This window comes from Jiella avicenniae, from assembly GCF_021390325.1.
GTDB lineage: Bacteria > Pseudomonadota > Alphaproteobacteria > Rhizobiales > Rhizobiaceae > Jiella > Jiella avicenniae.
In genome coordinates this window covers 1-22,111 of the sequence record NZ_JAJUWU010000035.1, presented here as the reverse complement: position 1 = coordinate 22,111, position 22,111 = coordinate 1, and the positions used below count along the sequence as shown (strand labels likewise).

The 22,111-nt window shown below is 62.8% G+C and carries 15 protein-coding genes and 5 pseudogenes; 6 read left to right on the top strand and 14 right to left on the bottom strand.

The genetic code is table 11. From position 1 onward, the window contains the following. Positions 1 to 127: 127 nt before the first annotated feature. Positions 128 to 844: pseudogene (locus LZD57_RS23515) on the top strand (IS256 family transposase); the annotation flags it as partial. Between the two features lie 77 nt (positions 845 to 921). Here the strand turns inward: LZD57_RS23515 and LZD57_RS23510 are convergent. The 4 genes and pseudogenes from LZD57_RS23510 to LZD57_RS23495 form a co-directional block, all read right to left on the bottom strand. Beyond that, a pseudogene (locus LZD57_RS23510) lies at positions 922 to 1,305 on the bottom strand (transposase); the annotation flags it as partial. Between the two features lie 149 nt (positions 1,306 to 1,454). Next, positions 1,455 to 2,260 (bottom strand): annotated as a pseudogene (istB, locus tag LZD57_RS23505) (IS21-like element helper ATPase IstB). After that, on the bottom strand, positions 2,257 to 3,768 hold the full coding sequence (gene istA / locus LZD57_RS23500) for an IS21 family transposase (RefSeq protein WP_233722025.1): 1,512 nt from the start codon (positions 3,766 to 3,768) through the stop codon (positions 2,257 to 2,259). Before istA (LZD57_RS23500) ends, istB (LZD57_RS23505) begins: the two are co-directional and overlap by 4 nt. A gap of 207 nt (positions 3,769 to 3,975) precedes the next feature. Next, a pseudogene (locus LZD57_RS23495) lies at positions 3,976 to 4,149 on the bottom strand (IS21 family transposase); the annotation flags it as partial. Between the two features lie 143 nt (positions 4,150 to 4,292). Here LZD57_RS23495 and istA (LZD57_RS23490) point away from each other — a divergent pair. Together istA (LZD57_RS23490) and istB (LZD57_RS23485) are read left to right on the top strand one after the other, a co-directional pair. After that, a complete protein-coding gene (gene istA / locus LZD57_RS23490) occupies positions 4,293 to 5,546 on the top strand; it encodes an IS21 family transposase (RefSeq protein WP_233722026.1) in 1,254 nt (417 codons plus the stop codon). Then, positions 5,543 to 6,415, top strand: a complete 873-nt coding sequence (istB, locus tag LZD57_RS23485; RefSeq protein ID WP_233722024.1) for an IS21-like element helper ATPase IstB — start codon at positions 5,543 to 5,545, stop codon at positions 6,413 to 6,415. Before istA (LZD57_RS23490) ends, istB (LZD57_RS23485) begins: the two co-directional genes overlap by 4 nt. 61 nt (positions 6,416 to 6,476) lie before the next feature. On the opposite strand, the pseudogene istA (LZD57_RS23480) reads toward istB (LZD57_RS23485), so the two are convergent. Then, positions 6,477 to 7,079: pseudogene (istA, locus tag LZD57_RS23480) on the bottom strand (IS21 family transposase); the annotation flags it as partial. Between the two features lie 127 nt (positions 7,080 to 7,206). Here istA (LZD57_RS23480) and LZD57_RS23475 point away from each other — a divergent pair. Next, complete coding sequence (locus LZD57_RS23475) at positions 7,207 to 8,760, top strand: ISL3 family transposase (protein ID WP_233722023.1); 1,554 nt, start codon at positions 7,207 to 7,209, stop codon at positions 8,758 to 8,760. 825 nt (positions 8,761 to 9,585) lie between these two features. Here LZD57_RS23475 and LZD57_RS23470 read toward each other — a convergent pair. The 6 genes from LZD57_RS23470 to LZD57_RS23450 form a co-directional block, all read right to left on the bottom strand. Beyond that, the gene (locus tag LZD57_RS23470; protein WP_233722022.1) at positions 9,586 to 11,547 is read right to left on the bottom strand and encodes an AAA family ATPase; all 1,962 of its coding nucleotides are present in this window, start codon (positions 11,545 to 11,547) and stop codon (positions 9,586 to 9,588) included. A 149-nt stretch (positions 11,548 to 11,696) separates the two neighbouring features. Continuing rightward, the gene (locus LZD57_RS24280; RefSeq protein ID WP_420844857.1) at positions 11,697 to 12,050 is read right to left on the bottom strand and encodes a DUF6634 family protein; all 354 of its coding nucleotides are present in this window, start codon (positions 12,048 to 12,050) and stop codon (positions 11,697 to 11,699) included. Positions 12,051 to 12,052: 2 nt separating this feature from the next. After that, entirely contained in the window at positions 12,053 to 12,325 is a 273-nt protein-coding gene (locus tag LZD57_RS23465; protein WP_233722021.1) for a hypothetical protein, read from the bottom strand. 201 nt (positions 12,326 to 12,526) lie between these two features. Beyond that, the gene (locus LZD57_RS23460; protein WP_233722020.1) at positions 12,527 to 13,552 is read right to left on the bottom strand and encodes a hypothetical protein; all 1,026 of its coding nucleotides are present in this window, start codon (positions 13,550 to 13,552) and stop codon (positions 12,527 to 12,529) included. Between the two features lie 113 nt (positions 13,553 to 13,665). After that, positions 13,666 to 14,292, bottom strand: coding sequence for a hypothetical protein (locus LZD57_RS23455; RefSeq protein ID WP_233722019.1), 627 nt, complete (start codon positions 14,290 to 14,292; stop codon positions 13,666 to 13,668). Between the two features lie 271 nt (positions 14,293 to 14,563). Next, complete coding sequence (locus LZD57_RS23450) at positions 14,564 to 14,911, bottom strand: hypothetical protein (protein WP_233722018.1); 348 nt, start codon at positions 14,909 to 14,911, stop codon at positions 14,564 to 14,566. A 259-nt stretch (positions 14,912 to 15,170) separates the two neighbouring features. Here LZD57_RS23450 and LZD57_RS23445 point away from each other — a divergent pair, with 259 nt between their 5' ends. After that, on the top strand, positions 15,171 to 16,592 hold the full coding sequence (locus LZD57_RS23445) for a mannose-1-phosphate guanylyltransferase/mannose-6-phosphate isomerase (protein WP_233722017.1): 1,422 nt from the start codon (positions 15,171 to 15,173) through the stop codon (positions 16,590 to 16,592). A 329-nt stretch (positions 16,593 to 16,921) separates the two neighbouring features. Here LZD57_RS23445 and LZD57_RS23440 read toward each other — a convergent pair whose 3' ends face one another. Both LZD57_RS23440 and LZD57_RS23435 read right to left on the bottom strand, forming a co-directional pair. Beyond that, a complete protein-coding gene (locus LZD57_RS23440; protein WP_233722016.1) occupies positions 16,922 to 17,860 on the bottom strand; it encodes an endonuclease/exonuclease/phosphatase family protein in 939 nt (312 codons plus the stop codon). 393 nt (positions 17,861 to 18,253) lie between these two features. Next, positions 18,254 to 19,336, bottom strand: a complete 1,083-nt coding sequence (locus tag LZD57_RS23435) for a hypothetical protein (protein WP_233722015.1) — start codon at positions 19,334 to 19,336, stop codon at positions 18,254 to 18,256. A gap of 103 nt (positions 19,337 to 19,439) precedes the next feature. Here LZD57_RS23435 and LZD57_RS23430 point away from each other — a divergent pair, with 103 nt between their 5' ends. Further along, positions 19,440 to 21,740 (top strand): hypothetical protein, encoded by a 2,301-nt coding sequence (locus LZD57_RS23430; protein WP_233722014.1) that lies wholly within the window; start codon positions 19,440 to 19,442, stop codon positions 21,738 to 21,740. 45 nt (positions 21,741 to 21,785) lie between these two features. Here LZD57_RS23430 and LZD57_RS23425 read toward each other — a convergent pair. Then, a partial coding sequence (locus tag LZD57_RS23425; RefSeq protein WP_233722013.1) for a hypothetical protein occupies positions 21,786 to 22,111 on the bottom strand: 326 nt, incomplete at its 5' end.

Genomic DNA, 22,111 nt, shown 5'->3' with positions numbered 1-22,111 from the left:
TCACGGCTGGGAGGAAAAACGCCCGACCAGACCTACTTCAACCAGCCGCTTCTCGCAGCAGCGTAAACCCGGCAGACGATCCACTTATCAAGCCGCCGAGGCTGTTCAGACAAACCAAGCCACTTCTGTCAAGGGCCTGATCGGCGCCGGACAGCACGAGCGTGCGGAAGGCCGGCTGACCTATCGCAATGACTACCGGGACCGCGAACTAAAGACGCGGCTGGGAGCGTTGAACCTTCGCGTGCCGAAGCTGCGGCAAGGTTCCTATTTTCCCGGCTTCCTTGAGCCGCGACAGACCTCGGAGAAGGCGCTCGTGGCCGTGATCCAGGAAGCATAGATTGGAGGGGTCTCCACGCGGCGGGTCGACGATCTGGTGCAGGCGATGGGCCTTTCCGGCATCTCCAGCGGCACGGTGTCGAAGCTGTGCAATGAGATCGACGAGCGGGTCGGCGAGTTCCTTGATCGGCCGCTCAACGGCGATTGGCCCAATGTCTGGCTCGATGCGACCTATCTGAATGTCCGCCACGCCGGACGTATCGTGTCGGTGGCCGCCATAATCGCAGTGGCGGTCAACACGGACGGAAGTCGCAAAATAATCGGCTTGGCGATTGGTCCTTCAGAGGCAGAGACGTTCTGGACCGAGTTCCTACGCTCGCTCAAGAGCCGCGGGCTCGCCGGCGTGAAGCTGGTTATCTCGGACGCCCATGCCGGCCTAAAGGCGGCGATCGCCCGTGTCTTCGAGGCGACGTGGCAAAGATGCCGGGTTCATTGGATGAGAAACGCGCTGTCCTACGTCCAGAAGGGCCAGCATGCGGTTGTAGCGGTCGCCGTTCGGCAGGCATTCAATTAACCCGATCGGGCTCATGCCGGCGAAACCGGGACTGTCGGGAATTCCGTGTGTGGGCGGGCTTTTGAACATTGTCAGGTCATGGCCCGTGTGAAGCGCTCGCCGTAGAGAATGGCGAACTGCGCTTTGGCCATCGCCCACTCACGTGGCGCCATCTTCCACTCCTTCTCGGCTCGGTTCAAGACGAGAAGAGCAGCTTAATTGCGGCGTCGTCGCTCGGAAAGTGGCCGCGGGCGCGGACGGCCCGGCGAAGCTTGGAGTTCAGTGCTTCGATAGCGTTCGTCGTGTAGAGGATATTGCGAACTTCCTCGGGGAAGGCGAAGAACGGGACGACCCCGGCCCAGGCCCGACGCCAGCTCTGGCCGATGGCTTTTGTATTTCCGGCCCCATGCGCCCTCCTCGAAGGCTGCCAACGCCTTCTCGGCCGCGCCGGCGTCGGTTGCCCGGTAGATTTCCTTCACCGCGGCCGCAACAGTGTAGCGCGACAATCTGGGTGAGAAGCGAGCGACAATCTGGATGAGAGATCTTGCGTCGCGGCGGGGTGGATTGTTGCCGCCGGCGGCGCCGATGGCAAGGATTATTCAGGGTGATTGACGCGGAGCGACAATCACGGTGCGGCCCTGGCTGTCGCGCGCGAAGGCGGGCGCCCCGGTCCGCGGCGGTTCTCGATGGCGGTTCTGCGCCGGTAGCTTCGACGTTCATCTCGAAGATGGTCGCGTGGTGAACCAGGCGATCGACGGCCGCGACCGTCATGGCGGCGTCGGGGAAGATACGGTTCCATTCGCCAAAGGGCTGGTTGGCAGTAATCATCAAGGAGCGCCGCTCGTAGCGGGTGCTGATGAGTTCGAACAGCACGCTGGTCTCGGCCTGGTCCTTGGTGACGTAGGCGAGATCGTCGAGGATCAGCAGGTGATACTTGTCGAGCTTGGCGATCGCCGCTTCGAGGGCGAGTTCGCGACGGGCCAACTGCAGCTTTTGGACGAGATCGGTGGTGCGGGCGAAGAGGATCCGCCAGCCGTTCTCGACGAGAGCAAGGCCGATGGCGGCCGCCAGATGCGACTTTCCCGAGCCGGGCGGCCCGAACAGGATCAGGTTGACGCCCTTCTCGAGCCAACTGTCGCCGGCGCAGAGCGCCATGACCTGTGCCTTGGAGACCATCGGCACGGCCTCGAAGTCGAAGCCGTCGAGCGTCTTTCCGGTCGGCAGGCGCGCATCGGCGAGATGGCGTTCGATCCGCCGCCTGGCCCGTTCGGCGATCTCGTGCTCGGCGATGGTGGCCAGGAAGCGGGCGGCGGGCCAGCCTTCCTTGTCGGAACGCTCGGCGAACTGCGCCCACAGCATCTTGGTGGCGGGCAGGCGCAGCTCGTTCAACATCAGCGACAGGCGTTCGACGTCAACGGAAGAAACGGTCATGCGAAGTCTCCCGTGCCGTCGCCAAGCAGTGCCTGATAGGCTTCGAGCGGAACCACCGCGACGTCGACCCTCGGCAGGCTGGCGGGATCGGGCGTGAAGCGCGCTCGTAATGCCCCGAGGTCGGGCAGACGCCTGGCATCAAGATCGACCTGAAGCACGGCGGCAAGCTCGCCTTCGCAGGCGCGTTCGTGGGCCAGAGCCAGGATCTCGACCATGAGGCGGCAGGCCTGTCGGTCGGCGAGCGCCTCGATCAGGACCTCGAAGGTTCGCCGGTAGGCGTCTCGCGGGAAGAGCTGGTCGCGGTAGACCAGGCCGAGGAGCGCCATCGGCTTCCTGCGCAGGGAGTGGATCACGTGCCGGTAGTCGACGACATGACCATGTTTGCCGTTCGCCCCCGGCCGCCCGCGAGGCAGCGTCATCAGCTCCGTCGCGCCGAGGAACAGATCGAGACGGTCGTCGTAGAGACGGACGCGCAGGCGATGCCCGACAAGCCGGGAGGGCACCGAGTAGAACACCTTGCGCAGGGTGAAGCCGCTCGATGAGGTGACCCGCACGACGGTCGCCTCGTAATCCTCGGTGCGCCGGTCGGGTAGCCTGTTCAGCTTCGCCCGTTCGGCATCGATCAGCTTGGCATGGCGGGTGTTGTGGCGGCTGACGATCTCGTCGATGAAGTGGCGATAGGCGGGCAGATCGGCGAAGTCGCGCGAGGCGCGCAGCAGCAGGGCATCTTCGACGGCCCGCTTGAGATGCCCGTGCACGCTTTCGATCACGCCGTTCTCATGAGCGATGCCGGCGTTGTTGCGCGACGGCTTCATCCGGTAATGGGCACAGAGCGCATCGTAGCGGCAGGTCAGGTCGTCCCGGGCGTCGCGGTCGAGGTTGCGGAAAGCGGCCGACAGGCTGTCGCTGCAGTGCTCGAACGGTGCACCGCCCAGCGACCACAGAGCATTTTGGAGCCTCTCGGCCAAGGCCACGTAGCTTTCGCCGCCGAGGATGACGTGGGCATGCTCGAAGCCGGAATAGGCCAGCCGGAAGTGATAGAGCCGGTGGTCGAGCGGCTCACCCGCGACCGTCACACCGAAATCGGCCATGTCGGTGAAGTCCGACAGGCCGAGCCGACCCGGTTCGTGGATCTGACGGAAGATTACCTCCTGCTCCGGACCGTGGACCGCCCGCCAAAGGCGGACGCGCCGTTCGATCGTGCGGCGGATGCCGGCGCCCAAATCGGGATGACGCCGCAGCATCTCCTGATAGATCGCGACCGAGCGCAGACGCGGCGCCGCGGCCAGCATCGGCACGATCTCCGCTTCGAAGATGTGCTCGAGCGGATCGGGCCGTCGTCGCGATCGCGGGGCCCGCTTCGCCGAGGGAGGTCGAGGATCGGCCTCGGTCCGGTAGCCGGTGGCAGTGCTGAAGCCGGCCTTGGCGGCGGCGACCGGCGTGCTGTCGGTTTGGCGCAGTGTCATGAAGAGCCTCATTTGACGGTCGGTGATCTGTCGGCCGGGCATGGCGATCCTCATGACGTGAAGACCCATCCCTCGTCCGGTCGGCCACGGCCGCCAGTGCGTCACGAACCCGAAAGTTCACGCCGTCGCGGGCTCGGCTCCTTCGGTCAGGCTACGCCCTCCCTTCGAAACCGAGCCCGCGAAGCTCTCTCATCCTGATTGTCGCGCTGTTCTCACCTTGATCGTCGCGCCGCACTCTTCACCCGCAGGCGGCGTGAAGAAGCGCTCGCGCACGACGCCAACCTGGTTCTCGACCTGGCCCTTCTCCCAAACCGACGCTGGCGTGCAGGCGACGGGATCGACGAGGTAATGGCCGCACATCTGGAGGAAGCGCCGGTTGTAGGCACGCTCGCGGGCGACGAAGATCGTCTCCACCGCCGTCTGTCGCTGCCGAAGCAAAACTCCCCAGAAGTGCCGTTTGAATCTTCCCCAGTTTAGCGCTGCCGCCGGTCTTCCGGGGCGCGCCCCGGAAGACCGGCGGCGCGTGATCGCCGATGCTTCTCCCGATGGTCGAGAGAGGGATTTCGGTGATCAAGCTCGGGGAGATGATGATGATCCTGGATTTGCATCGGCAGGGCCTCTCGATATCGGCGATCGCCAGGCAAACCGGCACCGATCGCAAGACGGTACGCAAATATATCGAACGGGGACTGGAGGCACCGGCCTACGGCCCACGCAAGCCGCGCCAGGCGGTGATCGATCCCTTCACGGCCTATCTGCGTGAACGGGTCGCGGCTTATCCCGGTCTCACGGGGCGCCGGCTTTTCCGGGAGATCAAGGCGATCGGCTACACGGGCGGCTATACTGCCGTGACCGACTTCCTGCGGGACGTCCGCCCGACACCGGAGCGCGGCTTCGAGGTTCGTTTCGAGACACCACCGGGCGAGCAGGCCCAGGTCGACTTCGCGCAATTCCACGTCATCTTAACCGACGAGCCGACGACACCACGGATCGTCTGGCTGTTCTCGGTGGTGCTCGGCTACAGCCGGCTGATCTGGGCGCGTTTCGTCGTTCACCAGGATCTGCCAACGGTCCTGCGCTGCCACACGGCCGCCTTCGAGGCGCTGGGCGGTGCGCATCGAGAGGTTCTCTACGACAGGATGAAGACCGCGGTGATCGGCGAGGCCGAGACCGGCGGCATCGTCTACAACCAGGCCCTCGTCGATCTCGCCCGCCATTACGGCTTTCATCCCAAAACCTGCAGACCCTATCGGGCCAAGACCAAGGGAAAGGTCGAGCGGCCCTTCCGCTATATCCGGGAGGACTTCTTCCTGGCCCGCTCCTTCCGCAATCTCGACGATCTGAACGAGCAGCTCTGCCATTGGCTGGAGACCGTGGCCAATCCAAGAGTTCACGCCACCACCCGGCGCGTGGTCAACGAAGCTTTCGCTGAGGAGCGCGCGCATCTGCGGCCGTTGCCGCTGGCCCCGTTCCGCTCGGTCCTGAAGCTGGAGCGGCGCATCAGCCGGGAAGGCATGGTCAGCGTCGGCGGCAATTTCTACAGCGTCCCCGACGCCACACGACGAAGGACCGTCGAGATCCATACGCTGGCCGACGAGGTCCGCATCTTCGAAGACGGCACGCTGATCGCTGCCCATCCGGCCTTCGAAAGGCGCCACCAGCGCCGCGTCGAACCCGGCCATCGGCGACCCCAGTCGCGGCCACGGCGCCAAGGCCCCAGCGACAGCATCGTCATCCACGGCGCCGGCGACACGGTGGCGCAGCGCCCGCTCGCGTTCTACAAGGCTGTCGGCCGGGCGATCGCGGAGGTCCGGTCATGACCGCCTCGCTGAACCTGACGCCTTCGACGATCGAGCGCATCCGCCACGATCTGGTGGGCCTCAAGATGCCGCGGGCGCTCGAAGCGCTCGATCATGTCGTGCGCCGGCTGGAACAGGGCGATATCGCCGCCCTCGAGGCGATCGACACCCTTCTCTCGGAAGAACTCACCCTGCGCGAGAACAGCCGCATCAAGACGGCGCTGCGCATGGGGCGCCTCGCCACGATCAAGACGCTCGCCGGCTTCGACTTCTCCTTCCAGCCTTCGCTCGATCGCGACCGCATTCTCACGCTCGCCCAGTTTGGCTTCATCGCCCGCTGCGAGGTCGTCCATTTCCTCGGGCCGCCCGGCACCGGAAAGAGCCATCTGGCGACAGCCCTTGGTGTCGAAGCCGTCAAGGCGGGCAAGAGCGTCTATTTCTCGACCCTCGCCGAGATCATCACCGCGCTCGCCCGCGCCGAACGCGAGGGCCGCCTGCAGAAGCGCATCCGCTTCTTCTGCCGGCCAGCCCTCCTGGTCGTCGACGAGATCGGCTATCTCCCCGTCGTGCCCGGCGGCGGCAATCTGTTCTTCCAGCTCGTCAACGCCCGCTACGAGAAGGGGGCAATGATCGTCACCTCCAACCGCGGATTTGCCGAATGGGGTGAGGTCTTCGGCGATCCCGTCGTCACAACGGCTCTCCTCGATCGCCTGCTCCATCACGCCGTCGTCGTTCAGATCGAGGGCTCAAGCTACCGCCTCCGCCAGCATGCCGAGCTGATGCCCGAGCATGTCCGATCCAAGGCGATCATCACGCCGCCAACGCTCGATCCTGCCCCGCGGCGAAGAGGTCGACCTCCGAAAAATGGACATCACTCCGCGACAGCCTGAACGGCCAATCTGGGGATTTTTACTTCGGCGCTTCTGGGGAAATTTCGAGCGGCATTGACACCGTCTTCATATTGTCGAAGGTACCGCGGGTGCAGGCGCCCTTGAAGAAGGCGAAGGCCCGGTCGTGGGCATCGAACACCATCTCCTGGCTCTCCCGCGGATAGGCCCGCACGAACAGCATCCGGGAATGGCGGAGCCGGACGTGGGCGACCTTCACCGTCATCGTCGTACCGTTAATGAGGGCGATCTCGTGGCTCCAGTCGAACTGGTAGGCTTCGCCCGGATCGAAGCTCAAGGGCACGAAGGCCGCGGCCGATAGCGAGGCCTGCTCCCCCTGCCAGCCTCGGGCGTAGCGGCGAACGGCATCATACCCACCCTCGTAGCCGAGCCCTCGCAACTCCTCGAAGATCCGGATCAGCGTCAGCCGCTCCCGCACCGGACGGGCATCGTTGATGGCCAGAATCCGGTCCAGCTCAGGCTTGAAGGCGCCAAGCTTGGGCATCGGCTGCACCGAGTGCGCATACTCGAAAGCCGTCTCATCCGAGCGCAAAACCTTCCGCACCACCTTCCGCGAGACATTCAGTTCGCGGCAGATCGCCTTGATCCCTTTGCCCTGAACAAAATGCGCCCGCCGGATCTTCGCAATCGTCTCAACGACAAGCATCCCAACTCGGCCTCAGATCAATCTCGGAAGGCACTGTGAACCCCTGCGTTAGAGGGGTCCCGTTTGGGGTCTGACTCACAACTGATGCAGTTGAGGCGCGAATTGGCGGTTCCTGAAGGAGGTCGCCATGCCCAACGTCATTTCTCTGTCGTCGCTGATTCCGGCCGGGCTTACGGTCGAGCAATTTGAAGCCACTGAAGGCGCTCTCGTTGTGACTGCCTTTGCCCGGGGCAGCCAGGCGGCGTGTCCCTCCTGCTCGTCGCCCGCACGCCGGGTACATAGTCGGTACGTTCGGCGTGTGGCGGACCTTCCGTCGGCAGGAAGGCCGGTGCGATTGCGGTTGATCACGCGCCGGTTTCGGTGCGACGTTCGCACCTGCCGGCGCAAGATCTTCGCCGAGCGCTTTGGTGAAGCTGTTCCAGAGCGGGCGCGACGTACGGGCCGGATGGAGTGCATCGTCCATCATCTCGGGCTGGCGCTCGGTGGTCGTCCGGCCGCCAGCTTCGCCGAGCGACTGATGATGCCGGTCAGCAACGACACGCTGCTCCGGGTCGTCCGGCGCCGGGCGCCACGGCGGAACGATAGCTTGACGGCCGTGGGCATCGACGACTTCGCGTTTCGCCGGAACCACCGTTATGGTTCGATTATCTGCGACCTCGAGCGGCGGCAGATCGTCAAGCTTCTGCCGGACCGGGAAGCTGCCACCGTTGCGGCATGGCTGACCGATCACCGGGAGATCCGGATCGTCTCTCGCGATCGCGGCGGCGGCTATGGCGAGGCAGCGGCGCTCGCCCTGCCGGAAGTGGTTCAGGTCGCGGACCGATGGCACCTGATGGAGAACGCCAGCGCGGCGTTCCTCGATGCGGTGAGGAAGTCGATGAAGCCGATCCGCGCCGTGCTCGGGGCGACGACAATCGACCCGAAGCTCCTGACTTCCGCGGAGCGGATCCAGTACGAAGGCTATCTGCGGCGGGAGGAGATGAATGGCGTCTTCGCGAGCCTTGCGGCCGATGGCCTCGCGATCAAAGAGATCGTTCGGCGAACAGGTCGGAGCCGCAAGCTGGTTCGCCAGATTGTCCGCGGCGAGTACAACGATGTATTCCGGACGCGGCAGGGGACACTCGACCCGCACCTTCCCTATCTCGAGGCCCAGTGGGATGCAGGCTGCCGGAACGGCGCCGAACTCTGGCGTCGTCTTCGCGCTCAAGACTTCCACGGCTCGCTGCGTGTCGTCGGGGAATGGGCCACCCGGCGCAGACGAGCGGAACAGGTCTCGGGATGCGCACTTCGCAGAATTTCGTCTGCGAGTACCATAGCCCGTCTGATGACGCTGAAGCGCGATCATCTGACGAAGGCGGAGACCGTGATGGTTGCCGCAATCGAAGCCGGCGTGCCCGCCCTGGCCGAGGCGAGAGCGCTGATCGACCGCTTCCACGTCATGATCCGCAGCCGGTCAGTCGGTCATCTTCCCATTTGGATATGCGATGCCGAGGCAAGCCTCTTGGCCTCCTTCGCTCGTGGTATCCGCAGGGACGTCTCCGCAGTTCAGGGGTCGATCACTGAGCCGTGGTCGAACGGCCAGACCGAAGGCCAGGTGAACAAGCTCAAGCTCGTGAAGCGGCAGATGTACGGCCGCGCGAAGCTTGATCTCCTCGAAGCGCGCTTGCTCGGCGCCGCTTGATCGTCATCGGGAGTGCGTCAGACCCCTCATTCCATGCCGGTTCACATCGATGCAGGCCGCGAACTTGCCTGCCACATCGAGTGGCCAAAGTTGAAAGTCGGAAGCGGGGTGCGGTCCAAGCGGTTGCGCATAGAAGAAACGCCGACCAACGGACTGGCGCGCCAACCCTCCGCGCAATTCTAGGTCACATATATGACGGGATTTACATCTATAAGAGGAAAATAATTCACCTAGAGGTCGCCGGCAACTCACGGATCCGCGCTGTGCTCCGGTGGGAGGGTGTTATCGTCTTCCGGAAAAGTGTTACCGCGAGATGGACGCCTGTTACCAATTGAAGGGGATCATTACGGAACTTGCACAAGCCGTTAAACCCCCAAAATCGAGGATTGATCCGCAGTCGTCGAACATGTTGAATTTCTTTCATAGTATGGATGAAGTGAATCGATCAAAATTAAATGAATTTGACCTATATTATTGAATTTTTTGTGCGGTCTGCGGTGTAAAATCGAATTATAAATTCAGTGCATTCGTATTTTTATGGGAGCGACGGGGATCAATATGCAAAAAACCACCGATCTTGAAATATTTTCGAGCTTTCGTCGGGTTTGAAGGGGCCGCTGATATCACCAACGGCGTGCCAGGGTTCCTTCAGAGTCGGGGCTGCCGGGTTGTCCAGGATCACGACGTGTCCTGAGTTTCAAAGAAAGAGCCAGTTCGGTGAAACCATAGACATCGAAGGCCATGCCATCCATGGCGCCCTTAAGGATCTAGGACGCGACGAAAGCAAGGCGAACAGTGCCAGCTCCATCACGTCCCCTGCCATCATCAAGGCGTGCCGATCCAGCGGTCCGAGACCTCGGCGTTACGAAAAGATGCGAATCCGCGATCTTCCGACTGTGATGCCGGCCCGTAGATGTCCCAGAATTCGGCCAAAGCCGTCCGCCCGAGCACCCCTCTCTCGAGAGCCAAGGCAGCCAAAGCGTCAATGGCGTGCCGATGGCGCATCGCCGACATGAGGGCTTCGGCATACGCGATGCGCAACCGGCGCTCGACGGATGCCTGATCGATTGTCTCGATGACGCCGAGACGTGTCCCGAGGCCGTATCTCCCTTCGATCATCGCGACCAAGCGGGTCGCTTTCCAGAGGTCCGAAGCATCCCCACCACCTGCACCTGCGGAGACAGACCCGAGAATGACCTCCTCGGCCGCCCTCCCCGCCAGACCAATCGCGAGTTGAGCCGTCAAATCTTCGAGAAGCTGTTCCGTCTCCGGAATGTCATGAATGACTGCCCCTCCGGTCGCGGAGAGGATCGAAAGACTGCGCGGAACACGCCCCTGCAAAAGGACCGCGACGGCGTGTCCGGCTTCGTGCACCGCGATGCGGCGACGCAGGCTGATCGGCCGGTCATCTGCCGGCAGGGCGATTTCCAGAAGGTCGGCGCCGGTCGGTTCGCGGCCTTCGCTTCGTGCGCGGTGACGGACGTCTCGCGCGATCCTCGCCGCATCAGCACCCGACGCCGAGCCAGCAAGCGTGACTGCTGCAGGCTGAATTTCGTCCTCGGTGACCATCGGCAGATGGTGCGCGAAGATCTTCGTCAGATCGTCCTCAGAGGGTAGGCCGATGTAGAATCTCCGATCAAGGCGACCCGACCGTACCAGCGCAGGATCCAGGTTCCGATCGTCGTTGCAGGCCGCGATGACGATCACCCCCTCCCGTCGCCCGGTACCATCAAGGCATTCGAGCAGGTTGTTGACGATCGTTCGCCACCAGTCGTCGTGCCGGGACGCCGTACCACGCGCGGGCAGCGAGTCGATCTCATCGATGAAGAGAATACAGGGCTTCTGCGATGCGGCCTCGGCAAAGGAGTTTCTGATCGCACGGGTGACGTCGCCCAGATGCCCCTCCCCTGTGCCTTGCCATGTCGAGTAGGACGTCGCGATGAACGCCGCATGGCAGGACGTGGCGAGTGCACTGGCATAGAGCGTCTTGCCGGTACCGGGCGGACCGACCAAAAGCGCCCCGGCGTCGACATCTCGCCAGCTCCGCGTCCCAGCACGGTATTCTCTCAGAGCCGAAGCAAGGCGAAGGCCCCATTCCCGGGCCTTGCCATAGCCATAAAGAGTGTCAAGAGCCGGCACACCTGCATCATAGCCGGAACGAGCGTGTGCGTCCATGATCAGTCGTACGGCATCGCTTCCACTCTCGCTCCGGCCGATCGCGACATCCAGCCATTGCGGGTCAACGGTTGGCATGGAGAGGCCCGAGGGCCAGGAGATTTGTTCCAATGGGAACGCCGCCTCGACGGTTCGCCTCAGGTCCTCCTCTTCGAGCTGCGTCAAGTCGATCGTCATGTCGGCTAGAGCGGCGACCGCTTTATCGAGCTCCTCACCCGTCGAAAGAGCGACGATGGTGATACCGCTCGACAGCGTGGACATGATTTGGCTCGACCTCTCGCGAGGCTTCTTCCGTTGCCAAGACCGCGTTGCGACTTCGCCGGATGGGAGGTGGAAACTCTGCGCGTAAACGATCGCCTCGGTTCGGACCGCGTCCTCAAGCGCCAGCATGGTCGCCTCGAACGCCGGCTGCCGCCAATCCGCCGAGGCAACGTGAATGACGGCGAGCGCCGGCTTCGCCGCCCGGAGTCGGTTTGCCAGATGATCGGGAATGACGGGCCTAATCCGGTCGAACAGGAGCCGCACCGACGGAGACATCTCTTTAAGTCGCCTGTCGATCTGTTCGCCGATCTGCTTCTGAAGATCTGCTCCTTCGACGTCCTCGACCGGCAAAGCGGCGTCGGTGGCCTGTCGTGTCAGAGCGGCGAATTTTCAGGCTTTGGCCGGCATGATGTTCTCCATGAAAACAAGCGTTGCGGACCCTCGCAAGAGGCCCCGGCGTAAGGGTGGGTGGACCGCTGTCTCGACAGTGGCGCCAGTCGTTAATGCCGGCGCCCGCCATCCGAATGGCCAGGAAGCTCGGCTGCCAGTCGCCAAAGCCGTGAATAACTTCGCACCCACGTGCCATGCCGATCGATAGCGTAGATCCGGGACGTTGCAGCCTGTCCCGGCCCGATACGGGGATGTCCGCTCACATCACCCACAAGACGGAATGCCGTCGCATCCGGTATAATCGCGGCGGGTGCGATCAGTGGCGCGGCCGCGAGTTCGGCGGCCGACGGACCCCCTGTTTCTGCGTAGCGCCGCAGATCCTCGGCCAACTCCTTCAACGTCTCGATGTCAGCGTTCTCGCCACCCAACGCAATCCCGGGAGCTTCGTAGGGGAACGGTTTCATCCTCAGTTCCCCTCGCTGGGCGGCAACATGCGGTCCGGCCGGCAGGCAAGCCAGGTGGCCGTGATCTTCGCCGTCGGGTCGCCGCCATCGGCGCGGGCCTTCACGTTTTCGGTCAGCCGGCGTCGTTCGATCCGCGAAAGCGGCCGACGGCCAAGCCGGAGGGCAGCACCCACCAGGACCGAAGTGTCCACATGCAGAATCGTCGCCGAGGACCGTTCGACGTTTTGTAACGGCGTTGAGACGGAGACGTTTTTGTCGACGTAACGACGTGACATCACAGGTTTCCTTCTGAGTGGGAGAGGAAGTGGCACCTGCGCTGCCAAGCGCATTGGCTGGCCCCACGCCTTGGCTATGCTTGCTTCGGTGCGCATCAAGAAGAGGCCGAGATCGAGACCATTGCGGGATGTGTCCGCAACGAATACGACACCGGCGAATAAACCCGCCGCCATCGGCGGCAGGCACAGGCAGTTTCGAGCCTAAGACAAGCGATTGCGGACGGCGTGGCGCGGTGCTTGCGCAGCCCGCCGGAGTTCCGCGGGGCCGACGAGACGCGAGAGATCGATGCTAGGCGATGACGGCATCCTGATGGACAGATCGAGCTTGTTCTCGTCCGCGTCGTCACCGTCTGCACCGCAGCTCACCGGCGCCGGGCCTTGATCCGGGTCGCCGGGGGAAAGCTCCGCGAGAATCACGGCGATGATCGTGCGGAGTTCGACTGCAAGCCGCTCGCGGATCTGCATATCGAGTTCGTCGAGACAGGTGAGGACCGGCATGCCGAAAAAGTCGTCAAGATCCTTCGGGCCGACCGTCATCGACCTGTCGTAATCAGCGCGTCCGTACCGGTCCAAGAAGCCGCAGGAGACGCTGGCGACGCGGTAATTCTTCGCTTCGAGGGCACGACGCGCCGTCAGCCCGGCGATGCGCAGGAGACGGACTGCCTCCGTTGCTTTCACACTCGAGACCGCAACTGTCCCGCGCCGACATTCGAGAATCGTGGCGTGCCGTGTCTCGTTGTCGATGACGACCAGGTCGCACCGGTATGAGCCGGTGACGTACTGGTCATGCCGCAACTCAAGATCCGGCGTCGACCGATTGGTGTCGACGACTTCGGTCGCCGGTTGCGTGAGCGGGAGCGCATACTCCCTAAGCACAGTGAATCTTGCGTCCTGACGCAGGCACTCCGCCACAACATCCGGAATGCTCTGTCCGACACGGGTGATGACAGAGCGAAAGGCGCTTGCCAATGTTGAGAACAGGCCGAGCGTCGCGTCAGGCTCGACCGCTTCGGCAGCAGCCATGGCGGACGTGACAATCGTCTCGGCAAGCTTCATGACGTATGCCATCGCCGGCTCGACGGGCCCGCTTTCCGCAAGCTGGTCGCCATCGGACCGCAGCGGCACCGCCCCGTCGTTCGTTCCGAGAATCTGGGATTGGACGCCGTTTCTCCGACCGGGCCCCGGACGCGAAGAATGGTGAAGTTTCTCATGCTGATAATTGGACATACGGATCTCCCACCGGCGATTGAACCGGCGTGTGCAATGGAAAAGGAAGGAAGATCGCAGTGGAACGCGCTGATCGATGATCGCGCCAGACTTTCGCTGCGATCTATCGAGGGTCAGCGCAGAGCCGACGAACCGTCAGCCGAGGGCGCACGCCTGATCAGGAGCAAACCGTTCACCGGCGTCGCCGCGATCATGCCAATCGCCGCCAACTTGCGGCACAGCGCCGGGAAAGCCCTTCGCCCATCGTCCGTATTGACGCCGGCTTCTCCCACGAGCACGAAGCGGCGGCGATCGAGCAGCCGAAGGAGCGCTCGGGAAGTAACGATTTCCGCGCTATCGAACACTGGACCCGGCTTCTGGGACTGCGAGGTCGCAGAGCCGAAACCGCGACCGTCCGCCTTGGCGACGGCGTCGCGTCCATCCTCGCCGGACGGTCCGCGCTGGGGATCCGACGCATCTTCCGGTTCCGGACGGATTCCGGCCGGCGACCAAGCCTTGGCCAGGCGCGCCTTGATGTCCGCCGGAATGTCGGGGATTTCGTCCAACGGAATGGCCGGCACGAGTCCGGCGACATAGGCGCGGCCGCCGATGATCAGGCCGCGCGGATTGGGACACCAATCGACGGAGACGGAGACTGCCGAGGCATCCCCGCGCCAGGGCGCGGCGGGCTCATTATCTTCGATCGTGGAGGAATTTTCCTTGCGCGACGTCGTCGCGCGCGCGAAAAGCGCGTCAGCCATTCTAACCTCTTAGCCAGGTTGGGATGGTCAGGCTGCTGGAGGGGTTGCCGCCCCTCTGGTGGCCGCTTTCGCGGACGCCGCACAGTGGACCATCGTGGTCGACGACGGGATGCCGCCGATAGCACCAACATAATTGTCGTCGGCAATAATGGAAGTATGTGTCGAAGAAATTTCAGCGTAGTAATTAATAATTTGATATTTATTCAATTTCTACCAATTTTTGACACAACAGCGAAAAGCCACGCCCGTCTGGCGACATTGTGAGAAAGCTTTAAATTGTCCCGACATTTCGCGCATCAGCGAGTTTCTTCAGAATCTCTTCGACCAGTCTCACTTGGCCCGTCAAACGCCTGGATCGCTCGACGGCTTTCTCAAGGTCACGATTTTGCAGAACGACGTCGAGGTCGGACACCGCCGCGTCGTCCCTTGCGTTGCTCCAGATCTTCTTTTCGGCGATTTGCGTGGAAACGAGGCGGATGCGTCGGTTCAGTCCGTCATGCTCATTCTTGATTTCGTTGAGGACAGCCTCGATTTCGTCGTGCAGCCGGCTGTAACGTTCTTCATCGACAGTCTTGTCACGTTCCGTCGACCGGAATGCCCGCTTGATCAAATTCCTCATACCCGCATCCACCGCAACGGTCGCGCCCGACCGCACTGGCGCGGTCGCAACGAATTGGCCTGATGGATCTTCTACCCGAAATCGCTTGCCGTCGTCGAGCGCAATAGCCTCTCGGATCCATCGAAGATTAGACTGGAAGTCAGTTTTACCACAGCTTCAACCGAAGGCTTTAAATTCTTTCGGATCGCTGTAAGACGGTCCAAAGCACTGTCTCGTTGCGTCAAGTCGGAATTTTTCCTCCCATCTTCGGTGACTCCCCATGATCTCTCGGCCGACCATCATCCCGATTATCATGGCCGGCGGCGCCGGGTCGCGGCTCTGGCCGGTGTCACGAGACACAATGCCGAAGCAGTTCATCGAGCTCCTCGACGACGGTCTCTCGGCCTTCCAGGCGACGATGCGGCGGGTGGTCGGGGAAGGCTTCGGCCGGCCGATCGTCGTCACCAATAACGACTTTCGCTTCATCGCAGCCGAGCAGCTGTCGCGACTCGGGATCGAGGCCGAGATCGTGCTCGAGCCGGAACGCCGGGACAGCGCGGCGGCCGTCGCCGTCGGCGCGCTCCTTGCGGAGCGCCAGGACGCGGGCGGCGTCTGCCTGCTGCTCGCTTCCGACCACGTCATCGTCGACGAGGCCGGGTTTCTAACCGCCGTCCGTAAAGCGGCCTCGGTCGCAGCAGATGGCCGCATCATGACAATCGGCATTACGCCGGACCACGCCTCGACGGCCTATGGCTACATCCATCCCGGCGCGGACGAGCTGGGTCAGGGCGCCCGCTCGATCGAGCGCTTCGTCGAAAAGCCGGATCGTCGGACCGCCGAAGGCTACATCGCCGAAGGCTATGTCTGGAACTCCGGCAACTTCGCCTTCTCGGCGGACGTGATGCTGAAGGAACTGCAGCATTTCGCGCCGAATGTCCTCACTGCTGCGCGCGAGGCCGTCGATAAAGCCATCCGTGACCTCGATTTCATCCGCCTCGACGCGGCCGCCTTCGCCGCCTCGCCGACGATCTCGATCGACTATGCGGTCATGGAAAAGACGCGGGCCGGCGGGGTGCTCGCCGCCGAATTCGGCTGGTCGGACATCGGCTCCTGGGATTCGCTGCACGCCGTCAAGGACAAGGACGCAAACGGCAACCGGCTCGAAGGCGACGTCGTCGCCATCGACACCAAGAACAGCTTCGTTCGCTCGGAAGACGCGCTGACGACCGTCCTCGGTCTCGACGACGTTGTCGTCGTTACCACCCATGACGCGGTACTGGTCTCCTCGATGGCGGCCGCGCCGAAGGTGAAGACCCTCGTCGCCGAGCTGAAGAAGACCGGCCGCCGCGAGGCCGGCGAGCACATGCGGATGCACCGGCCTTGGGGATGGTATCAGCGCATCGACATCGGCGACCGCTTCCAGGTGAAGCACATCTGCGTCAAGCCGGGCGGCCGGCTGTCGCTGCAGCGGCACCATCACCGGGCCGAACACTGGGTGGTCGTCCACGGCACGGCGGAAGTCACCATCGACGGGTCGACGAAGTACTATCACGAGAACGAGGCGGCCTATCTTCCGATCGGCTGCGTCCACCGGCTGCACAATCCCGGCAAGATCGACCTGAAGCTCATCGAGGTGCAGGTCGGCAGCTATACCGGCGAGGACGACATCGTGCGGATCGAGGACGTCTATGCCAGAAGCTGAGGCGCAGCTGGCGGCAGGGCCGTGTCGTCTGAATGAGAGTGAAATGAAAGGCCGATAACCCGCCTAAATTCTATGCCTACTGCCTTTCGTGGCTTCATCATCGAGCTCACAGCCTTCAGATCGGAGGCCAGAGCCTCACTGCGCTGATGGCTCGATCGAGAAGCCGTTTGGACAAGTAGGCACAAGAGTGCCAGCCTCGTCGACTCCCTGATGTAGCGGCAGCCCTCTCCCTCGTCGTGTCGGCGGCATTGCGATGTTTCGGGCCGGCCTGCCGCGGTCGATGTCGGGGCAAGGGCAGGCACGCTCAATGCAGATCACGCTTGCGCATTTCACTTCCTATCGCCCGGAACGGCAATCTTTGCCATAAGCCCCCTGTGGTTTGAGCCGAACGCGTCCGGCAAAGCGCTGACGTCTGCGACCTGCGCACCGCTGCCGGCGAGGATGTGATCGATTGGTATCCCAAGCGACCCAAAGGCAACGGGCCAGGTCGCCACAAGATGAGAACCGAACCGCAAGCCCGTTTGGTTCAGCAGCCATTGAAGCGGCGGAGACCATGGTGCGGCATTGAAATCGCCTGCAACGACCAGCGGCACATCGATCTTGCGAACCTCTCGGATCAATGCCGCGATTTCCTCCTCTTCCGCGGCATCGAAATAGGGCTTCGTCATGTGAACCGACACGACAGTCACCTCTTTTCCGCCGACAGTCAGCTTCGCCTGGATATAACGATCCGGCGAAAAATGGCTGAGACTGCGCACCTCGATGTTCGACAACGGATACCGAGAGAGGAGCAGTGAATCGCATTTCGCCGCAGTCTCGCATCCGACCTTGTAGGGGTAAATTTCCTCAAGCGCGGCAAGACTGGCGTAGACGGGGCGCGCCTCGAGAACCGCCACCACATCGGCATCCGAACCCGCGAGAAATCTCGCGATTTCAGGGCCGTTGGGGTTTGTCCCGAGGACATTGAAGCTGATCAGCGAAAGTTGCCTTTCTCCTGCCCCCTGCCCCGTCACCGCCATGGCGGGGAGAATGAGGAGGAGCAGATAAGCTGCGATACCAGTCGAAGCGGCTGCAATGATTGCGGCACGAACTGGTCGTCCTACGCAGAAGAGAGCGACAGCGATGACGATCAGAGAGACGATGAGGTAGGGCGCGACCTGGAACGCCATCGGAAGTAGGGGCGCATATGGGAAGGCGATCCCGAGACAGATCGCCACCACGATGCCCACCGCTGTAAAGGTCAGGGCGCCGGCAACCTCGTCGAGCATGTGCAAGGCCGATCCAAACCGCAAACGGCGGTCGGATCGTGTGGTCGTGTAGGCGCCCATCGGCGGCATCGGCGATCGTGTGAGGCAGCGCGGCATCTCGCCAACGCTTCGGGTGTCTGCTGCAATGCAATATGACGTTCGAGAGGGTCTCACAAGCTGCCACGTCGGCAAAGGACGTTAAACCTTCGTCACCTCGGTCCGCGGACGATTGAAGGTCTCGATCATCGAAGGTGGAGAGCGGTAAGCGGAACATGGTTCGGCGGGTATACGATCGCCGAGCCGCACCTGGAAAAGCCCGTCTGCGCCGTCATCAATGCCATCCCCTCCACGGTAAAGTAGCCTTATTCCTCCAGACCGGAGGCGAATGGAGTCTGAGGGAATCGGTCTGCGATATCAACGCCCTGCGCGCCGCCTCGCGATATCGCGCTCCAGATCAGCTCCGCCCGCGCAAAGATCGCGAAGAGCGGTCGCAGGACAGGTCACGACGACGGCTCCCTGCCCTCTTCCCGGGTAGACGACCGGCGGGGGCTCGTCCTGTCTCAATTCGTGCTCCGACGACGGTTCGGCGGGCGGCGCCTTGATACCCAACCGGTCATAAGGCAGTGCCGGCCAATGGTCCAGCGTTGCCCTCTTCGCCGCTTCATCCGGCAGAACGACGAGCACCAGCGGGTAGATCGCGGCCGCGGCGGCAGCTCGAAAGAAGCGGTTCTTCGCTTCCAGCCGATAGCGCTCGATCACAGGCCGCTCCGAAACTTCCATCGCCGCCACTATCGGGGGTCTCGCCTCGATCGCTTCAGCGGTCTCATCCTCGCGAGCTCCCCCCATCTGCGCGAGGTCCAGATGAGTTTCCAGTTCGCCGAGGTCGTAAGGATCGAGCGGCCGGACTTCGCGCAGTTTGGTGCGGTCGACAAAGGCCGTCGCGGTCAAGCCGCATGCGACATCATAGCCGGAGAGATCGCGCTGGATCTCAAGCACTCTGTAGGGGAAAGGCGGCAAACCCATCCGGCGGATACCCTCTTTGATCCCGGCGTTGGGCCACTGCAAGCCGCCGAGGCCTTCTGCCTCGCCCAACGTCTCGAAGAGCGTGTCCAGCAACGGCCGAAATTTCGGCGATGGCCTCGCCGACCTCTCCGCCGCGACGAAGCCGCGCACAGACAATGTCCCTGATGCCGCCTTCGCGAGTGCGTCGGCGGCTCCCTGCCCGTCATGCCGAACCCATCGTCCATAAGCCTCGACGAGCGAGACCGGTAGCGTCGCCAGAGCCCTGCCAGCGGCGGCATCGCGCTTCGAAGCCTGCTCCACGATCGTAAGGGCCGCCAACGCATTGCGCAGGGCCGCCCGGGACGTGCCGGACTGCCCGGCGAGTTTCGTCAGAGCCTCCAGACGCGAACCGTGCGGCACGTCCGTCGGAAGGCTCTCCCGCGCCTGCCGCGCTTGTCGCAGCCAGTTCTGCTCCTCGTCCGCCATCGCCGACATCTAGCCGTACGTCCTTGAGAACGCCAGCCATCAATCGAGATAGAGAGTTGCGATGTAGTTTTTTTTGTACTACACTTCTGAAAAATCGCATCTGGAGTGGTTCATGCCCATGAAAGCCCGTTCATCCACCTCGTGCCTGGCTATCGCCAGCGCTGATCCGAATTCCGGCCTGAAGAAGGTCGAAGCCTACCTCGCGGGCCTTTCCGAACGTGGGGAGGCACTGCCGGCTCGGGCCGAACGCCCGACGGAACCCTGGTACGGCGAGATCGAACGACGAGCCGGTTGCTTTCCGTTGTTCCTGTCCAAACCTGCCGGCGAAACAGCTCGGAAGCTGGTGGACGCAGCCGCACAGAAGCTCGGGGTGGCAGCGCGGCGCCCTGTTCTGGAGCGCGAGGTGGTGACGCTGAACGCTGCCGGCGGGGGCTGGATGGAACGAATCCGCCGTGATCACGAAGAACGGGGCGAGTATGTCGGCCCCGCGTTGGGGGACGCACGCCGGCTACTGACACTCATGGAGCGGCGCTTCCCGGCCGGAGCGGCGGTCGCAGTCGACGATGCGATCGCTTCCCTCGAGACAGCGGTGGCAGACGGAAAGATCAGGCAAAGCGACGACATCCGGGAACTCTTGTCTGACTTCAAGACGTTCCTCGCTACTCTCTCGCCGCGCCTCGACTTGCCCGCGACCTTCCATGGTGCGCTGGAGGTGGCGATGGCGGCAGCGGGACTTTCGCCCGCAGCCCTCGCCAAACAGCTCGGCGTCAATGCTACGATGATCGTCCGATGGCGATCCGGCGAGCGCGTGCCGGACGAGCGGAACGGACACCTCGTCGCCAAGATCGAGCAGCAACTCGGGCTCGCTGCCGGCGAACTCTCGCAGCGGATCGAGCGGCGCCGCGCAGGGAGGGGCTCGGTCGCCAAGGGAGCATTTCCGCCCGAGCTGCAGACACAGAAACTGATGGGTCGCCGCAGCGAGATTGCCCGCCGTCTGCCCGCCGACGTCATGTGTCTCGGCCAGGAGGACCGGCATGAGCTCATGCGGAAGATCAACGCCGAGATCGATGCCGAGGTCGCGGAACGCGCCGCTCGGAACGCATTACGCAGGGACAGCTACGCCCTCAAGGACTGGCCGGCGGGCGCGCGCGAGGAATTTGCTTCCTTTGCCGACTTCAAGATCAGTCTGATCCCGGAATGCGGCCTGCAGCGTTTCGGCGAGCGCAACCGCCCGACGACGATGGAAATGCGGCGACAGCACATCGCCCAATATTTTGGCTACCTGGCGACGCGGGCCGAGGACGGAGGGCGGATCGATGAGTCCGACACGTCCCTCGTCCTGCTGGTGATACCGAGCCTTTTGGAGAACTATCTCGTCTGGAAGTCATTCCGCACGGTGACCGCCGACCGGCGCCTGACTGCGACCGACACGGATTTTCTGACCTTGGCCGCATCGCTCGTGCGACCGATTGACGGGTTTCTCCGACAGCGGCCGGATTTGAGGCAGCGCGTCAACCCGATCCTCGCCAAATACGCTTTGAAGATTGCCGGCCGCGACGGCCGTGAGTGGACGAGCGTAGAGGAAAAGGAGTGGGCGCTCTTCTGCGACGACGTCCTCCACGCAATCAAGGCTTTCGAACGAACCTTGCGGCACGTGGTCAAGCAGACCAAGCGCTTTCGCGAACTGAAGCCGATCCTGGATCTGCCCGATCCACTTTCGGTCGTCTACCGTGCGGTCGACACGATGCGTAGAGACCTTGCGAAACTCGACAGCGATAGCCTGGCCTACGCTCGATTGCAGCGGGGCCTGGTCATCTTCCATATCTCGACCCAGGTCGCGATGCGCACCGAGACCTGGGTCGCCCTTACAGCAGCGAGCGACGGTCCTGACATCCGGAACAACAACGGGACATGGCATCTGCATATTCCCGCCAGCAAGATCAAGACCGGCGACGTCGCCGCGCGCTTCAAGGACGATCCCTTCTATCGCCGTACGCTGCTCGACGATGCTGGTCTCTACGGAGATATCGAGGAGTATCTGGAGAAATCCCGCCCAAGCCTCCTCGGTGCACGCCGGTTCGACGGATTTCTGGTGAACAACGAGGCGCGGCCAGCCTTCACCAAGGCCTATTTTTCGAACGTTGTTCGCGGCCTCGTCGTTCGTTACATCAGCAAATACAGCAACAACGACAATGCCTCGCTCGGTTTGGACGACTTCAGCATCCACCCCTTCAGACATATTCTCGCCACCACCATCCTGAAGCGAACCGGCAGCTATGAACTCGCCGGCGATGCCCTCGCCGATGATCCGGAAACCATTCGTCAATACTATGGTTCCTGGCGGAGCAACGACCGGGCGCAGCAGCTTCTCGATGCGCTAGGCAAACGGAAGCTGAACAAACCCAAAAAGTGAACGGATATGACGTGTGGGACCGCGAACTGATGCGGGGATGCCGAGTTAGGGCCTGAACTCGGTGATGGGTCCGATCACGCGGCGCGTTGTTCGGCTTCCGTGGTTGCGGTCATGTCGGTGGAACTTGACGCCTGCGATGATCATCAGCGAGAGATTTTCACCTTCACCCTTTGCCAAGCCCTGCTGGTGCCCGTGACGAGCTTGAAGACCACCAGCCGATCGGTCGATCGGTGTTTGCCAACGGAGAGGTGGCTCGGCGAATTTGAACAGCGGGCTGAGTGGAATGTCTGCCTGAAGACGGCGAAGATGGCCGTGAACAGGAGAGACGATGAGCAAGAGACCGCGCCGGAACCATAGCCCGGCCTTCAAGG

Coding starts and splice junctions, on each gene's coding strand:
- istA (WP_233722025.1), bottom strand. CDS start 3,768: ATGCCCGGCCGACAGATCACCGACCGTCAAATGAGGCTCTTCATGACA.
- istB (WP_233722024.1), top strand. CDS start 5,543: ATGACCGCCTCGCTGAACCTGACGCCTTCGACGATCGAGCGCATCCGC.
- LZD57_RS23475 (WP_233722023.1), top strand. CDS start 7,207: ATGCCCAACGTCATTTCTCTGTCGTCGCTGATTCCGGCCGGGCTTACG.
- LZD57_RS24280 (WP_420844857.1), bottom strand. CDS start 12,050: ATGAAACCGTTCCCCTACGAAGCTCCCGGGATTGCGTTGGGTGGCGAG.
- LZD57_RS23465 (WP_233722021.1), bottom strand. CDS start 12,325: ATGTCACGTCGTTACGTCGACAAAAACGTCTCCGTCTCAACGCCGTTA.
- LZD57_RS23460 (WP_233722020.1), bottom strand. CDS start 13,552: ATGTCCAATTATCAGCATGAGAAACTTCACCATTCTTCGCGTCCGGGG.
- LZD57_RS23455 (WP_233722019.1), bottom strand. CDS start 14,292: ATGGCTGACGCGCTTTTCGCGCGCGCGACGACGTCGCGCAAGGAAAAT.
- LZD57_RS23450 (WP_233722018.1), bottom strand. CDS start 14,911: ATGAGGAATTTGATCAAGCGGGCATTCCGGTCGACGGAACGTGACAAG.
- LZD57_RS23445 (WP_233722017.1), top strand. CDS start 15,171: ATGATCTCTCGGCCGACCATCATCCCGATTATCATGGCCGGCGGCGCC.
- LZD57_RS23440 (WP_233722016.1), bottom strand. CDS start 17,860: ATGCTCGACGAGGTTGCCGGCGCCCTGACCTTTACAGCGGTGGGCATC.
- LZD57_RS23435 (WP_233722015.1), bottom strand. CDS start 19,336: ATGTCGGCGATGGCGGACGAGGAGCAGAACTGGCTGCGACAAGCGCGG.
- LZD57_RS23430 (WP_233722014.1), top strand. CDS start 19,440: ATGCCCATGAAAGCCCGTTCATCCACCTCGTGCCTGGCTATCGCCAGC.